Here is a 16,474-nt window from a genome sequence, read left to right on the forward strand (position 1 = left end):
TAAATCATTTATTTCATTGGTAACGCGATAGTAAAGGTGGTACCTTCTCCTTGTTTGGTATCAACAGTTAATTCACCGCCGTGAGCTTTTACAATATCATAACTTAATGATAGTCCAAGTCCAGTGCCTTCGCCAGAAGGTTTGGTGGTGAAGAAAGGTTGAAATATTTTGTCCATTACCTCTTTAGGTACTCCGTTACCATTGTCAGATACTTTGATGAGTACCATATTATCCTGTTTTTCTGTACTTACAGAAACGGTAGGATTGTAGACTTTTGGGTTTTCTTCTTTTTTCTTTTTAACAACATAAAAAGCATTGGTAATTAGATTTAAAATTACCCTACCCATATCTTGGGACACGATATTTAACTTACCGATGGAGTCATCAAAATCGGTATTCAATGTAGCATTAAAGGTTTTATCTTTTGCTCGCAAACCATGGTAGGCTAGGCGAAGGTATTCATCTGATAAATTATTGATATCGGTCATTTCTTTTTGACCGGTACTGCTTCGGCTATGTTGTAGCATCCCTTTTACAATACCATCGGCACGTTTACCATGAAATATAATTTTGTCTTCGTTGGCAGAAACATCTTTTGCCAGGGCTTTTACTTCATCATAATTTCCATTAACTATTTCTTCCTCTAGTTCTTCAAGAAGTTCTTTGTTTACTTCAGAGAAGTTGTTTACGAAGTTTAGCGGATTTTGAATTTCGTGTGCAATACCAGCGGTAAGTTCACCCAAACTTGCCATTTTTTCGGATTGTATTAATTGAGATTGGGTGGCTTTCAGTTCTTCTAAAGATTGATTTAATTCTAATGTTCTTTCTTTAACTAGTTGCTCTAAAGTATCTTTTTGTTGGGATAAAATGGATTCTTTTTCTTTAGATAATTTTTGAACACGTTCTAAATTTAACCTTAGATCTTGGCTACGTTTTCCAAAAGCATAACCTAAATAAATAGCTAAAACAACATTGGTGAGCATAAAAGCAAAAGGAATAAATTTCTCTATGCGCTGCTCTACTAAACCCATATATAAACATAGTATTAAAGTCCAAAAGACAAGTTCAATACAGCTAGAACTCAAAAATAAAAAGCTGGCAATTTTATTTTTATTCCAAGATTTTAAACTTAAACGTATTATAGCAGCATAAAATAAAATTGACCAGATTGGAGCCAACACGTCAGGGTCATATAAAAAATAACAACCTATAGTTAAAAAACATAAAACACTAATAGTTTTAAAAACAATGTCTATAGGCTGTTCTAAAATTTTATAAAAACAGAATAAAAGAATAAGGCATGATATAAGAATGCAAGTGTCAAAATAAAACGTTAGCCAAAAATAAGTACCAGTGTTAGGATAGAATGACAGTACTCCTAAAGTAAATAGAATTAAGAATAATAAAGAAGCAGCAAAATAACCGTTAATTCTCTCTTTAGGAAAGAAGATGAAAAACGATAGGAAAATAATAAACATTAAAATAGCAAGACCTAGTGAGATATTATAATTATTGATAAATTGTCGATAAAAAGCTACACGGTAATTCTTTACAAGGTCAGTTGAATTGGCATTACGCAAAGACGATAAATAAATTCTAAATAGTCCGTTATAATGGAAATAGATAGGGTATTTGAATTGGGCATTGACAAAACGTACAGCTAAAATTTGTTCTTTGCTTTTCTCTATAGGTATATGAAGTATTTGTCGAAATGGATTATTGTAAATAACTTCATCTTTGTTTGAACTTACGTTACCCAATTGGTGAATTAGTTTGCCATCTAAATAAATTTCTGAAGCTCCTTCTTGATATATATTTAAGACTAGAGCATCATTTAACGACTGGTCTGCCATAATACGTTTACGAAACCATACAATCTCACCTCTATCTGCAATAACGTTTTTACCATCAAGAAGATTTAAGTTTCTACTAGAGAATTCATTCCAGGTAGAATCATCAAATTCTGGGTTAGCCCATGACATATTATCTCCTTTTTGATAACGCCAATTGTCACCAAGAATCATCCATTTATCAGCAACAGTAGTATCTGTAATGAGTAACACTTTGTCTTCTTGACTAAAAACTGTCAACGGTAGTAGAAAACCAATAATGTATAATATATGTTTCATTATCATTTAAATTATGGGAAAAATGATTTTAAAAGTGGTTCCTTCACCTTGTTGTGTTGTCATCAGCAATTCACCACCATGTCCCTTAGTAATAATATCGTAGCTCATGCTTAATCCCAAGCCGGTACCTTGCCCAGTAGGTTTGGTGGTGAAAAAGGGTTGGAATATTTTCTCTTTGACCTTTTCTGGAATACCATCACCATTATCAGAAACACTAATGGTGATATATTCATCAGACTTTTTGGTACTGACAGTAACTATGGGTTTAAAACTATCATCTCTTTGTTTTTTCTCGTTTACCGCATAAAAAGCATTGGTAATCAAATTGAGAATTACCCGCCCCATGTCTTGTGGTACAATGTTTACTTTTCCAATGCTCTTCTCAAAATCGGTTATGAGTTCGGCATTAAATGATTTATCCTTTGCCCGAAGACCATGATAGGCCAAGCGCAAATACTCATCTGCAAGGACATTGATATCAGTTGGTTCTTTTGTGCCGCTGCTGCTACGACTGTGTTGTAGCATACCTTTCACAATATTGTCCGCGCGTTTACCGTGATGGTTTATTTTTTCTAGGTTTTGTTTGATATCCAACGAAATAGCCTTCACTTCTTCAAGATCTCCTTTATCCAATTCCTCGTTCATTTCATCAATAAGTTCATTACTTACTTCAGAAAAATTATTGACGAAGTTTAGCGGGTTTTGAATCTCATGGGCAATGCCGGCTGTGAGTTCTCCGAGACTCGCCATTTTCTCTGATTGGATGAGTTGAGATTGGGTGGCTTTTAATTCTTCTAAAGATTGATTTAATTCTGATGTTCTTTCTTTAACTTTTAATTCTAACTTTTCATTTTGAGAAGTAGTAAGCGCACTCTTTTCAGCTTCAACCTTTACAAGTTCCATTGCATTTTTACGCATATTCTCATTTTTCTCTCTCATGCGATAAGCGACAAATGCCAACATTCCAAAATAAAAAATTCCCTTACCAATTAAGTCACTATTTACAGAAACTAATCTTAAACTAAGATGATCACCAGAAGCGAGCCATCTAAATATAAGTCCTAGAAAAGAAATAGTAAAAGATAAAAATAAACTAAACATGACTACCCTGACAGACATTACTTTTTTTCTGGATTTTAATGCGAAAATGAGTAAAAATATGGCAATCCCTATTACCGTAATTAGGTAGGAATAAGAACTGAAATACATTGCTAAAGATGCTATTATACAGAATAGAATCAGCCATTTTTGAAGGTTTCCATATAACATCCTATAGCCCAATAAAAGACATAATATAGGGAAGAAGAAAAATAAAATATTACTTACATAATCTAATGTAATCATGATGTTAGAAGGTAGGGTGAAAAATAAACTATCTCCACCAAAGAATGCCGATGCAATGGTTTCTAGTAACATTACAGTGCAAAAAAGAGCTATAATTAATAACTCCTTTTCATCTCTAATTAGAATATAGAGAAGCCAGAAAAGAATTGAGAATATAAAAGAGCTGATCAAGTCAAATAAAGCTTTAAAACTCAATAAACTCATATAGTCAAAATACGCGTTGGATACAATTCTTGTTGAACCCACTAGAGCTTTGGTTATGTTTCCATAAGTGCTATAGTCAACATAATGTATCGTTAATGTATGTACTGTATCAGGTTCTAAAAATACTGGGGTTCTTATTTCAAAATCTTGAATGTGTTCTTTAAATGAGGCTCTATCGTTCCCTTTTTCGCCAAATTGGCGGAACAACTTTCCATTTAAATAAATATCCTCTGCAGCATGATCTTCTTTATCTAAATAGAGAGGAAGCTTTGCTATAGCACTATCAATAGTAAACTGCAATCTGAACCATCCTTCCAATTTTCCAGAATTATCTACCATATCATTAGTTATCTCAGAAGGACTTAATCGTTCCCAGCCAGCTAAATCAATCTCTACAGGAGATAAATCTTTTTCATTGCCCGATTTAAAAATCCAACCTTCTCTATTTTTCAACGTTAAACCAAATAGTGGATCTACATCTGCTTTCGTAAAATGTATAATGGTATCGAGTGCCAATCCATTATTATCTACCGGGTTTTCTTGCCCACTTGCCGTAAATAGCATACAGAATAATAGCGTGATGAATAGTAGGGATTGTCTAATCATTGATTTTTAAATTATTAGTTGAACCTAGTTCAAAAATGGTTCTAAAGAAATTAGAGGTAGAAGAACGAATTAAAAACACCTCTTTAACCGAGGTACCGTTAAAACAAGTGTTATAATTAAAAATGGTAGCATAGGATTTTACATCGTCATTTAAATAACTTGGTAACCATGTGTTATAATCTTCTACGATTTGTTTTTCCCTTTTTACAGCTAATTTCATGCACAAATTGGTGGTTGGTTTAATAAAATAGCGCTGATTACAACTTCATACTCGTATTTAATTTTTTTGAATTAAACACAAGCCAAATAAGGCTACACATCAGGGGGTGATGAGCAACATATTGTAAATCAGAAAAATAAAGGGGAATTTTACACCCTTAAAGTACGTAATAACTTTTACTTTCAGAGTATTTTATTGAGAATCTTAGATGCAAGAGTTGAACTAGAATCCTAAATAAGGAAATTAGCATGTAAAAGATACTACTAGATTGAACTTATGTAATAACAGTACTCGGTATCAACTCCTCAACAATTTCACCATTTTTTAAATACACGTAATAAGAGTGGTTTTCTTCATTCAAAGAAACGGAGGTATGAACTTCACCATCAATGAAATGAACAGCAGAATGGTCGTCGCAGGCGTAACCATCCGATAGTTTACCTGTTTTAATATTATCGAAATACAAAGGTCTACGTGAAGTTTCAGAATTGTAATGTGGACAGTGGCTTTTGTCAATAAACGCCATACCACCAACAATACTTAATTCTTTAGGTCTAGAATCTGTGGTTCCGCCATTAAACCAACATAAAGATCCTGCACTACCGCCTCCCATGACAACTCCGTTATCATAAGCTTTTTTAAGGGCAACATCAATACCTTGAGCTTTCCAGATGGCCAACATATTTAAGGTGTTGCCGCCACCAACGATAATGGCATCCATTCGAGAGATAATTTCCTCGAAAGAATCTTTTTGGTCGTATGAATTAATCCATACAGATAGTACATGCGGAGTAACATCTATTTGAGAGCACACATCATAGAAAGAAGCAATATATTGTTCATCTTCACCGCTAGCTGTTGGTATAAAGCAAATATTTGGTTTTTCCTTACCTGTAGCTTTTGCGATGTAATTTAAGAATGGCACGGTATGACGACCGCTGCCATAAATAACCATTTGCTTTTTCATAATGTAGTGTGTTAGTATAAATGAAATTCTAACAGAAGCTATTCGCTTCTGCTAGAGTCATTTCTTTTTTTAGGTCTGCTTGTGTTTCTATTGTTCTTTCCACGAAAGTTGTTACCACCAGGTCTGTTACGATTTTTGTTACGAGAATTGCCTTGCTTTTTTTTAGGAGGCATTGGTTGGTCATCAGAAGGCGTATCCTCATCCGTAAATTGATGCTCTGGCATGCGAGGTATAGGTTGCTTTATTAGCTTTTCAATATCACGTAAGTAAGCTCTTTCTTCTTTATCACAAAACGAAATTGCGATTCCGCTTGCATTTGCCCGTCCTGTTCTACCAATACGATGTACATAGGTTTCAGAGACGTTAGGTAAATCATAATTTACCACCAATGATAAATCTTCAACATCAATACCTCTTGCAGCAATATCTGTAGCTACCAATACTTTCAACGAACCATCTTTAAAACTACCTAAAGCTTTTTGTCTTGCCGTTTGCGATTTGTTACCATGTATTGCAGCAGAACGAATACCAGCTTGGTCTAATTTCTTTACAATTTTATTAGCACCGTGTTTAGTTCTTGAAAATACAATAAGCGTATTCTCAGGTTTTTCATTAATAAGGTGAATAAGAAGTTTAGGCTTATTCGCTTTACTAACAAAATATACACCTTGCTCAACCTTCTCTGCGGTTGCTTGTTCAGGTTTAATAGTAACACGTTCAAAATCACCTAGCATTTTACGAGAAAGCTCTACGATATCTTTAGGCATAGTTGCCGAGAAGAATAGCGATTGTCTTTTAGCTGGTAATTTTGCAATGATTTTTTTGATGTCGTGAATAAAGCCCATATCCAACATTTGGTCGGCTTCATCTAAAACTACATGCTCTAAATCTTTAAAAGAAATAAAACCTTGGTTCATTAAATCTAATAAACGACCAGGAGTAGCTATTAAAATATCAACGCCACCTCTAAGTGCATTTACTTGTTTACCTTGTTTTACACCGCCAAAAATAACAGTATTACGTAAGCCAGTATATTTACCGTAAGCCGTAAAGCTTTCAGCAATCTGTATGGCAAGTTCACGAGTAGGAGTAACAATCAGTGCTTTTATCTTTCGTTTGTTTTGGCTTAAACTGATTCCTTCATATAATTGATGAAGTATTGGAATACCAAAAGCAGCTGTCTTACCAGTACCTGTTTGTGCAACACCTAAAAGATCTTTGCCTTTAAGTAATATAGGAATTGATTGTTCTTGAATTGGAGTAGGGTGAGTATAACCTTCGGCTTCTAAGGCCTTTAGGATTGGTTCGGCTAGGCCGAGTTCTTTAAATGTCATAAAAATTTTAATAAGTTGCAAAGGTACGCTTTAATGTGGAAGAAATAATATAGTGGTTGGAGTTGGTATTTAGTCTCAAGTAATAAGTATTAAGTAAGAAGCTAGAAAATAGAATATAGAGAATAGATTTTTTTTGGATGGATGCTGGTTGAAAGGTTGTGGTGAGAAGTAATAAGTGCAAAGTATTAAGTAGGAAGTTAGAAAATTGAGAATAGATTTATTTTGAATGGATGCTCATTGATGGGTTGTGGTTAGAAGTACAAAGTATTAAGTACAAAGTATAAAGTGGGAGGTACGAAGTTGAAAGTACAAAGTGGAAAAGAGAAAATAGAGTAGAGAGGAAAGATTTTTGAAAATGAAAATTTAGCAAAGCTAAATTTTTCCAACAACCAACAACCAACAACCAACAACCAACAACCAACAACCAACAACCAACAACCAACAACCAACAACCAACAACCAACAACCAACAACCAACATCTATTTTCTAATCTCTATACTCTCTTTTCTGTTTTTTAAAACTTCTTTTGTCGCTTAACGACACCAATTATCGGTAAGTTGTTTTTAGGTGTGATGTCGTTTATCGATGCGATTTTACACTTTACCCGAACTTGTGTCAAGTAACGATTATTAGGGGTTTTTCAGCGATTCACGACCTAGCAAAACAAGGCCTGCGGCGTTCTATTATTGTAACAAACGCAAGTCATGAAAACAATAATAGCAACAATCTTTATCATCTTTTTAAGCTTCACAGCTCAAGCACAAAACAATACTGAAGAAGTAAAGGTTGAAACTATTGAAATGAGTATTGTTACAGAAACTGTGAATGAGGTAAAAGCTGAATCTAATACAGAAGTAGCTAGACTATACAAATTCAAAAACTCAAGAATCAAAAGAGATTTGAACTTTTTGACTAAAGCTAACAAGCCTAAGATGGCTTAATTTCAGTATTCAGTATTCAGTATTCAGTGTTCAGTGTTCAGTTGCCAGTTACAGTTTATAGTATTAAGTATTAGCTACAAAGTACAAAGTATAAAGTAAAAAAGAGAAAATAGAGTAGAGAGGAAAGACTACAGGCAATAACAATTTAGCTACGCAAAATTTTATTTTCCAACAACCATCAACGGACAACCAACAACCAATTAAAGTCCTGCCATTGCAGCTTCGGCACAGCGTTCTCCGTCCATAGCGGCAGATACTATTCCACCAGCATAACCACCACCTTCACCACAAGGAAAAAGACCTTTGATAACAGGGTGCTCTAATTTTTCATTTCGTGGAATACTTACGGGAGATGAGGTTCTAGATTCTACTCCTACAATATTGGCTTCAGCCGTATAATAGCCATGCATTTTATCTCCGAAGGCTTTAAAACCTTGGCGTAATCTACTACCTATAAGTTTTGGTAATAGTGAATGTAGTGGAGCAGAGTTGAGTCCGGGTTGATACGAAGTCGGATTTAAATCTACAGATAGATTTCCTTCTACAAAATCAGTTAATCGTTGTGCGGGTGCGGTTTGTGTTCTTCCGCCAGATGTAAATGCTAATCGTTCCAAAGCCTTTTGATATTCTAATCCTTTTAATGCTCCGAATTTCTCGTATTTAGGAATGTCTTTATCCACATTTATTTCAACTACGATACCCGAATTTGCATACAGGTTATTTCGTTTCGACGGAGACATGCCATTAACGACAACCTCACCAGGAGCTGTTGCAGCGGGAACAATGAATCCGCCAGGGCACATACAAAAAGAGTACACTCCGCGATCTTTCACTTGTTCCACCAAACTATAAGATGCCGCAGGGAGCAATTCGCTACGATCACCAGAACAGTGGTACTGAATACTATCTATAATATGTTGCGGATGCTCTACACGCACACCCATGGCAAATGATTTTGCTTCAAGTGCAATATCTTTTTTATGTAGTAAATCGAAAATATCACGAGCGGAATGTCCTGTAGCAAGAATTACTCGTTCCACAGCCATTTCATTTTTCTCGTTTAAAACAATTGCTTTTAGCGTATTATCTTTAATAACGAAATCTGTCACTTTAGTATTAAAGTGAATTTCACCACCATGATGCTGAATTACTTCACGAATATTCTGAACAATTTTAGGGAGTTTGTTTGTTCCGATATGCGGGTGTGCATCTACCAGAATCTTGTCGGTAGCACCATGAAAAACCAAGCTTTCAAAAATGCGACGTACATCGCCACGTTTAAGACTGCGTGTATATAATTTTCCATCAGAATACGTGCCAGCACCACCTTCACCAAAGCAATAATTGCTTTCTGGGTTTACCTGATGGTCTTGATTTATAGCTTTTAAATCTCGCCTACGATCCTTGACATTGTTACCACGTTCCAAGACAATAGGTTTGTAACCCATTTCTAAACAACGTAATGCAGCCCACATACCGGCAGGTCCGAAACCTATAATGTGAATTGGTTTTGCATTCGATACATCTTTGTATTTAAAGTTTAGCGTATCGCTTGGGGCAGGCTCATTAATATAAATAGCCAGTTTGTAATTAAAGAAAATTTTAGGCTTACGAGCATCTATAGACTTTCGAAGCACCTTAATTTTAAACGTACCATCTTCGAGTCCTAAGTACTTTGCCGCGCGAATTTCTAATCCGTTAGGTGTGCCTTCTTCTTTTAATGTTAACCGCAACTGTACATTTCTGACCATGCTGCAAAATTAAACGAAATTATATTAGTGATTTCATAATCCGTACATTCCTTTTAAGGTAATTTGAATCATAGTTTTATTTGGATATTTCTTTCAATGCCTGTTTAAATGAGTTTGTGGAGCGTGTAATATCAGATGCTGTTGTTGCCCAAGAGCAGATGCTAATTCTAATCACTTTTTTGCCTTTCCATACCGAACCGCCAGCCCAACATTCTCGTAATTCTTGAACCCTTTGTAGCACCTTATCGGTTAGTGTATTTGTTTCACATTGAATCAATACTTGATTGAAAACAACATCATTAAGAACTGAGAATCCGTCTACAAGTGTAATTTCATTGGCAAATTGGTTGGCTCTTGCGTGCATCGTATATATCATTTCATCAATACCATTTTTGCCTAAGTATTTCATTGTTGCCCACAGTTCAATAACTCTAGCTCTACGTGACATCTCTGGGGTGTAGAACATGCCATCTCGTTTTTCACCTGTAATAATATAGCTTCCGGTCATATGTAGGGCAGACCTTAAAGCCGCCTCATCTTCACAAAGTATAATACCACAATCATACGGAGTATTAAGGGTTTTATGTCCGTCAACTGCCCAAGAGTTGGCGCCTTCAATTCCATAAGTCAAATGTTTTAATTTGTCTACGGCACCGGCCCATAGACCAAAAGCACCATCAATATGTACCCATGATCCTGCCTTTTTTGCAATTTTACATAGCTCGGAGAAATTATCAAACGAGCCGCTATTAACGTTACCGGCTTGTAGAATTAAAATAGTTCTATCATCTAATTGAGGTAAATTATTCAGCTCTAATCTACCTTGGTCATCAACATCTACCCATTCAATATTTTCTTTACCAAAACCTAAAAGTCCTATAGCCTTAAGAATAGTCGAATGTGCATGCCTACCTGTAACAATTCTCAGTTGAGGAGCATTGAACAATCCTTTATCGTTAATATCCCAATTTAGGTTAGATAGTAATCTAAAGCGAGCAGCTGCTAATCCGCATATATTAGCTGTAGATGTTCCGCTTACAAAACCGGCAACTGTACTTTCAGGAAGATTGAATATATCTTTTAGCCATTTTTCTACAACAGTTTCTAATGCTGAGCCAATAGGGGAGAGCACATGCATAGCTGGGGCTTGATCCCAAAAGGTGGATATAACTTTTGCCGCTAAACTTACTGGGATAGCTCCGCCAGAAACAAAACCAAAATATCTTGCTCCCGTTGTGGTCACCGTTGCAGGAGAACCGTATTCATTTAAAAACTGGATTACATCATTGGCATTGGAAGAATTTTGCGGCATAGATTCATCAAATTTATCTAAGTCAGCTAATGCCTTTTCTGTTGGATATACATTCCTTTCAAAAACACTTTCCAAGTATTCTTTTCCAAATTCTTGTGCTTTTTCAAAGATGATTTTCTCGTCCAATTCTTTATACATCTGGTTTTGCTGTAAGCTTGTAGTGTGCATTTTTATATGTTTTTAGAATAGTTACTGTTGATATAATTCAAAGTTGAGCAAAATAAAAATACCATAACAGATTCAGTTTTTGTAAATTTAACCAGTACAGATAAAAACTACTTTGAAATCAATAGCCGGTAAAAGTTATAAATACATTGAAATTGCCACTAGCATAGAACAACAAATTTATGACGGAGTTCTTAAGGTAGGCGATAAGTTGCCTTCTTTGCGTGTATTGCAGCAAGAATACGGCGTTAGTATAAGTACCGTATTACAGGCGTATTATCATTTAGAGGCAAAAAGCTTAATTGAGCCGAAACCAAAATCTGGATATTTTGTTATTTTTTGTTCGGCGGATATTCTAAAGAATCCTGCGAAGAGTAATCCGAATCAATCATCTGTACAGAGTAGCGCAACCGAGATAATTGTTGATTTTTTTCAGAACCTAACAATTGAAAAGGGTGTTGATTTCTCATTGGGTGTACCATCAAAGGAGTTATTGCCTGTTGCCAAATTAAACAAAGTAATGCATGAAGCAATTATCTCGTTGCCACAAGGAGGTAGTGCACAAGGCGATATTTTAGGTCGTGAAAATTTACGAAGACAAATAGCTAGAAGATCCATTTTATGGGGAGGGAAGCTTACCAAAGATGATGTAATTATAACATCTGGCTGCACGAGCGCATTATCATTTTCTTTGATGACCGTAACAAAACGAGGAGATACCATTGCAGTGGAGAGTCCTGTATATTTCGGACTGTTACAACTTGCAAATACTTTGGGCTTACGGGTTCTAGAACTACCAACAGGTCCCCTGTCAGGTATAGATTTAAAAGCTTTAAAAAAAGCAATTGAAAAGAATGATATTAAGGCAATTGCGATAATTTCTAATTTTAATAACCCTATGGGGAATACTATATCTGATGATGGTAAAAAGGCATTGGTAAAAATTATTCAGAAACATCGTATTCCGCTTATTGAAGATGATATTTATGGAGATATATACTATGGGGATAGTAGACCAACCACATGTAAAACTTATGATGATAGCGGTCTTGTAATATTATGTGGGTCTTTTTCTAAAACACTGGCTTGTGGTTATAGGGTAGGTTGGGTAGTACCGGGTAACTATTTTGATGAAATAGTGAAACTAAAACTCTATTTATCATCTACAAGCTCAACAATTACTGAAGAAGCTGTGGCGTTATTTTTAGAAAAAGGTAGATATGATCATCATTTAAGAAAGTTGAGACATACGTTACATTCAAATAGTTTAAAATTTTTGAAAGCCATTATTACTTATTTTCCGAAAAATACACGTGTTAGTAAACCAAAGGGAGGATTTCTATTATGGGTAGAACTATCGAATAGTATTAATACTGAGGTACTCTATAAATTAGCTGAGTCTGAAGAAATACGATTTTTTCCAGGAAAAATTTTCACACTTCAAGACCAATACACCAATTGCTTACGACTTAGTTACGGGTTAGTTTGGAATGAAGAAATTGATAATGCTTTGTACCGTTTAGGGATGCTCGTTAAAAACTATGAGAAATTAAAGAATTAAGCGTTTATTTGTTTGTTGTTGATCTGTTTTTCCACAATAGTTCTAAAAGTCAAATTCACTCTTGGATTCTTGCTTTTAGTTGTAGGTGGCAGTCGGTGAAGCCAATTCGTTTGCGTTTCATCTTTCATAATCAACAAGCTGCCATGTTCTAAAACCAATTCTACTTTTTCTTTAGTTTCTTTATGTTTAAAAGCGAATTTACGTTCATCTCCAAAACTAAGAGAGGCAATGGCTCCGTTCTTTTTTAAGTCCTTTTCGCCGTCACTATGCCAAGCCATACCTTCGCTACCATCATGATATAAGTTTAGCAGACATGAGTTGAATGTTTCTCCCGTTTCTTGTTCTATTTTATGTTTCAGTTCTAGCAATTCCGCCGTCCAAGGTAACGCCTGTTTTGTAGTATTAGAGTAGGTGTATTCGAATGGCTTTTCACCATACCATGCAACTTTACGTTTGGTAATAATCTTCTTTCCAAAGATGATAGCTTCATCATTCTTCCAAACAATGTTATTGAGTAGTATGTCTAGGTAATTTTCAGCTTCCTGTTGGGTAAGTATTTTTCCGTAGTAATTGACAGTTCCGCCCTGCGGAAGCAAATTTTTACTGTGGTCAACCTTTATATCAAATAATTTCATTTTCTAATTCAAACTGATGTAGTATTACAAGCTAATAAAATTTTAACGCTTTAAAAAACAAAAGCGAATAGCTAACCTTTTTTAATAGGATTATCTACTCGCTTTTATAATTAATGAGAACTCTGTTGATATATACTAATTGCTTTTAAGTAAGTTCTTAATCACCTGGTTCCATTTTTCTATAGACTGAAACTCTCCGCTCAATTGATAGTTTATTTCAGCATTATAGAATTCAAAAACGGTATCGGCTTCATTTGCTTTTTTCGAAAAAAGATTCAAAAGTAAACGCTCGGTTATTTTCTCTTTTCTTGCATACGATTTGCCGATGTTGGCAATTTCAGACGTTTTGATAGTAGATAAATCGGCATATTGCTGATTTAAAACTTCGCCGGATTTTGAAATAAAGAATACGAACTTTTTTTGTGCATCAACGCCTATGGCGTAGTGACCAAAAATTTCATGTTCTGTAGTTTGACAATTATGTTTGTTAGCGATATCATTTAAAGATGACATCATTTCCTTTTCTTTCGTTTTTCTGCTTCTGCTTGTTACAACAAAAGGCATTGCACAAAGTGCAACAGATGCTAAACCAATAGCGGCTATTCCTAATTCCATTTTATAATTTTTTAAATGAACTCATCTTGACTTTTTGTTTGGAACCGAGAATTAAGGCTTTTGTGCCGTAATGAAGTCATTTTTTATTTACATAGCCATAGCTATGGAACTCAAAAATGACAAAATTAGGGTGCAAAATGTATAATTCGTAGGTAAAACAAAAAGTCAAGATGAGTTCAATATGATATATTGATTTCTGTATGATGTTTTAAGTAGCATCATATCAAGCAGTTATATGTGGTTATCAAAACCATAACCTTTAAAAAAATGGATTACCAGAAACTATGAAATGGGAAGATGAGGTCAGACTTTCTATGTCTGATCAATAACGTATTCGCGTATAGTTGGTATTGCTTAAACCTTGCTACAAAACCTAATTCACTATAATTTATTTGTGAATTAAAACTTGTAAATGGCAGCTTGTAATTAGGTGATGATACTTCGGCAACATCAGAAACTGAAATTTCAGATTGCTGTGCATGCGGAGATAAAAGCTTTGAAGACTCAGAAAAGTAGGTTCTCTCATCACCATTGTCACTTAAAACAATCTCATTAGAAAACGGTAACGTATTGGCAGAACTATATATACCGAAACAATAAATTGTAACGAGTAATAGAACTTTGAATATGTTATTCGTACTTTTCATATTATGCAATAACCGCTTGGTCGAGAATTAAATTTACTTCTTTCAAACTTTCTTCATTATCTAAAAGCAAGACTAAAGTATCATTCGCTTCAATAATTGTTGATCCACCAGGTCGAACAAAGGTTCCATCTCTTTTGATCATAACAATGAATGCAGCTCTTGGAAAATGCAAATCTATTATACGTTTATCTACTGCGAAACTATTTGGCAAAATTATAACTTCTTCCATAGCAGATTTTGGCAGATTAAGAATATACCTATCATTTTCAGCTATAGGTTTTACTTCATCGGGCAAAGCTACATTCAGCCATTTTGCAAAAATAGACAACGTAGTACCTTGAATTAGTACCGAAGAAACCGATATAAAAAATACAATACTGAATATTATGTTCGCCTTGTCAATACCTGCCAATAGGGGATAGGTGGCAAATACAATTGGTACGGCACCACGCAAACCCACCCAAGAGATATAGAATCTTCTGCCTATTTTCATTTTAAAGAACATTAAGCTGAGAAAAACACTTACCGGTCTTGCGATAAGTATTAAGAATACTGAAATCAGTAATCCGATACCTAAATATGGCACGATTTGAGATGGGAAAACCAGTAGTCCCAACGTAAGGAACAATACAATTTGCATTAGCCAAGCCATACCATCAAACATCTTTAAAATGGTTGATTTATGTATTAAATCTTGATTACCTAAATACACCGCACAGATGTAAATCGCTAAGAATCCGTTACCGCCAACAGCATCTGTTGCTGAAAATGTAATGAACATAAGCGCGATCACCAATACCGGATATAGGCCTTCAAAGCCTAGTTTAATTTTGTTGATGATGATCTCGCTCAATTTTCCGAATGCGAATCCGCCGATTCCACCTAAAATCATTTGTTTTAAAAACAGCGGGATAATAGATAGTACGCTTAAATCTTGATTTATTACCAGCGTTAAAAATGCTAGCGTCAGCACATATGCCATTGGGTCGTTACTACCACTTTCAAGCTCTAAAGTAGGTCTAAGGTTACTCTTTAGTGCCAAATTTTTGGAGCGTAAAATAGAGAATACCGCAGCAGCATCAGTTGAAGAAACAATGGATCCCAGCAGCATACTTTCATAAATGGTAAAATCGGTTACATAGTATACAAATGTTCCCAGAGTTAGCGCTGTAAGCAATACACCGAGAGTAGAAAGCATGATGCCTTCTTTCAAAATTGGTTTTACGGCTTTCCAATTGGTATCTAATCCACCAGAAAATAGAATAAAGTTTAAAGAAACGATACCGATAAATTGAGCAAGCTTAGGATCGTCAAATTGAATGCCGCCAATGCCGTCAGAACCTGCCAGCATACCAATAGCCAAGAAAAGAATTAATGTGGGTACACCAAATTTGTATGATGTCTTACCAACTATAATACTGATAAACAGCAAAATAGAACCTACAAGAAGTATGTTTTCGATGGTAAGATTCATTGGTGGTTATTAATCTTGAATTTAACGCAGTAAAGTTAAATCATTTATCAAAAAACCAATGCGAATGTTAAGGTTTGGCACAATGTTAACATGTTGTGCTAATACCCGAGCTTCATTGGGAATTTAATTAGTTTTTCTAACTAGGGCAGTTGTAATATTTATGAGGTAAAATAACTGTATGAAAATGACCAAAAATAAAGTACTAATTACAATTTGCTCAAGATCATGATGAAAAACAAAGTGAGAACCTGGGCTGTCTTGATGTATGTCAGGTGATATAATCGGAATTAACAGAAGAATAAGAAACCCGATAATTGTGATTAATAAATGTATCACGGTCAGCCAATTTAAAAGTTTTCTGTTTAACTTAATTATTACCCAGTAACCAAAACCAAGAATACCGAAAATAATAGAAATCGACACAGCTAAATTGATTAAATCGATTACTAAATAGGTGTCATGAATATTGATGTCGAGTGTTTTATCAGGTTTAATAAATCCGATTAATAGTATTACGGGAATAAGAACCCAGAATACTAAATGTGGTGATTGAGTGATTTTCTTCATT

Annotated in this window: 14 protein-coding genes; 2 read left to right on the plus strand and 12 right to left on the minus strand. The window is 34.9% G+C overall.

The window, feature by feature from the left end; all coding sequences use genetic code 11:
- Positions 1 to 8: 8 nt before the first annotated feature.
- The 5 genes from ACJJVT_RS03490 to ACJJVT_RS03510 all read right to left on the minus strand — a co-directional run bounded on the left by ACJJVT_RS03490 (position 9) and on the right by ACJJVT_RS03510 (position 6,804).
- Positions 9 to 2,129 (minus strand): ATP-binding protein, encoded by a 2,121-nt coding sequence (locus ACJJVT_RS03490; protein WP_405396513.1) that lies wholly within the window; start codon positions 2,127 to 2,129, stop codon positions 9 to 11.
- Positions 2,130 to 2,135: 6 nt separating this feature from the next.
- On the minus strand, positions 2,136 to 4,283 hold the full coding sequence (locus ACJJVT_RS03495; protein WP_405396514.1) for an ATP-binding protein: 2,148 nt from the start codon (positions 4,281 to 4,283) through the stop codon (positions 2,136 to 2,138).
- Positions 4,276 to 4,503 (minus strand): hypothetical protein, encoded by a 228-nt coding sequence (locus tag ACJJVT_RS03500; protein WP_405396516.1) that lies wholly within the window; start codon positions 4,501 to 4,503, stop codon positions 4,276 to 4,278. Before ACJJVT_RS03500 ends, ACJJVT_RS03495 begins: the two co-directional genes overlap by 8 nt.
- 274 nt (positions 4,504 to 4,777) lie before the next feature.
- The gene (locus tag ACJJVT_RS03505; protein WP_405396518.1) at positions 4,778 to 5,470 is read right to left on the minus strand and encodes a Type 1 glutamine amidotransferase-like domain-containing protein; all 693 of its coding nucleotides are present in this window, start codon (positions 5,468 to 5,470) and stop codon (positions 4,778 to 4,780) included.
- Between the two features lie 38 nt (positions 5,471 to 5,508).
- Positions 5,509 to 6,804: a DEAD/DEAH box helicase gene (locus ACJJVT_RS03510; RefSeq protein ID WP_405396520.1), complete on the minus strand. Its 1,296-nt coding sequence runs from the start codon at positions 6,802 to 6,804 to the stop codon at positions 5,509 to 5,511.
- Positions 6,805 to 7,509: 705 nt separating this feature from the next.
- Here ACJJVT_RS03510 and ACJJVT_RS03515 point away from each other — a divergent pair.
- Positions 7,510 to 7,746, plus strand: a complete 237-nt coding sequence (locus ACJJVT_RS03515) for a hypothetical protein (RefSeq protein WP_405396523.1) — start codon at positions 7,510 to 7,512, stop codon at positions 7,744 to 7,746.
- Between the two features lie 200 nt (positions 7,747 to 7,946).
- Here the strand turns inward: ACJJVT_RS03515 and ACJJVT_RS03520 are convergent, their stop codons facing one another.
- Positions 7,947 to 9,497 carry an NAD(P)/FAD-dependent oxidoreductase gene (locus ACJJVT_RS03520; RefSeq protein WP_405396525.1) on the minus strand — a complete coding sequence of 517 codons (1,551 nt, stop codon included), beginning with the start codon at positions 9,495 to 9,497 and terminating at the stop codon, positions 7,947 to 7,949.
- A 76-nt stretch (positions 9,498 to 9,573) separates the two neighbouring features.
- The gene (locus tag ACJJVT_RS03525) at positions 9,574 to 10,977 is read right to left on the minus strand and encodes a pyridoxal phosphate-dependent decarboxylase family protein (protein ID WP_405396527.1); all 1,404 of its coding nucleotides are present in this window, start codon (positions 10,975 to 10,977) and stop codon (positions 9,574 to 9,576) included.
- A gap of 112 nt (positions 10,978 to 11,089) precedes the next feature.
- Between ACJJVT_RS03525 and ACJJVT_RS03530 the strand changes: the two genes are divergently transcribed.
- Positions 11,090 to 12,535, plus strand: a complete 1,446-nt coding sequence (locus ACJJVT_RS03530; RefSeq protein ID WP_405396530.1) for a PLP-dependent aminotransferase family protein — start codon at positions 11,090 to 11,092, stop codon at positions 12,533 to 12,535.
- Here ACJJVT_RS03530 and ACJJVT_RS03535 read toward each other — a convergent pair.
- From ACJJVT_RS03535 to ACJJVT_RS03555, 5 genes are all read right to left on the minus strand, one after another.
- Positions 12,532 to 13,170 carry an alpha-ketoglutarate-dependent dioxygenase AlkB family protein gene (locus ACJJVT_RS03535; RefSeq protein WP_405396532.1) on the minus strand — a complete coding sequence of 213 codons (639 nt, stop codon included), beginning with the start codon at positions 13,168 to 13,170 and terminating at the stop codon, positions 12,532 to 12,534. The genes ACJJVT_RS03530 and ACJJVT_RS03535 overlap by 4 nt on opposite strands.
- 135 nt (positions 13,171 to 13,305) lie before the next feature.
- Positions 13,306 to 13,785 carry a hypothetical protein gene (locus ACJJVT_RS03540; RefSeq protein ID WP_405396535.1) on the minus strand — a complete coding sequence of 160 codons (480 nt, stop codon included), beginning with the start codon at positions 13,783 to 13,785 and terminating at the stop codon, positions 13,306 to 13,308.
- A gap of 272 nt (positions 13,786 to 14,057) precedes the next feature.
- Positions 14,058 to 14,432: a hypothetical protein gene (locus ACJJVT_RS03545; RefSeq protein WP_405396537.1), complete on the minus strand. Its 375-nt coding sequence runs from the start codon at positions 14,430 to 14,432 to the stop codon at positions 14,058 to 14,060.
- Between the two features lies 1 nt (position 14,433).
- The gene (locus ACJJVT_RS03550; protein WP_405396539.1) at positions 14,434 to 15,906 is read right to left on the minus strand and encodes a potassium/proton antiporter; all 1,473 of its coding nucleotides are present in this window, start codon (positions 15,904 to 15,906) and stop codon (positions 14,434 to 14,436) included.
- A 123-nt stretch (positions 15,907 to 16,029) separates the two neighbouring features.
- Entirely contained in the window at positions 16,030 to 16,473 is a 444-nt protein-coding gene (locus ACJJVT_RS03555; RefSeq protein WP_405396541.1) for a hypothetical protein, read from the minus strand.
- Between the last annotated feature and the right edge of the window lies 1 nt (position 16,474).

Source organism: Maribacter sp. Asnod2-G09 (assembly GCF_045063795.1).
GTDB lineage: Bacteria > Bacteroidota > Bacteroidia > Flavobacteriales > Flavobacteriaceae > Maribacter.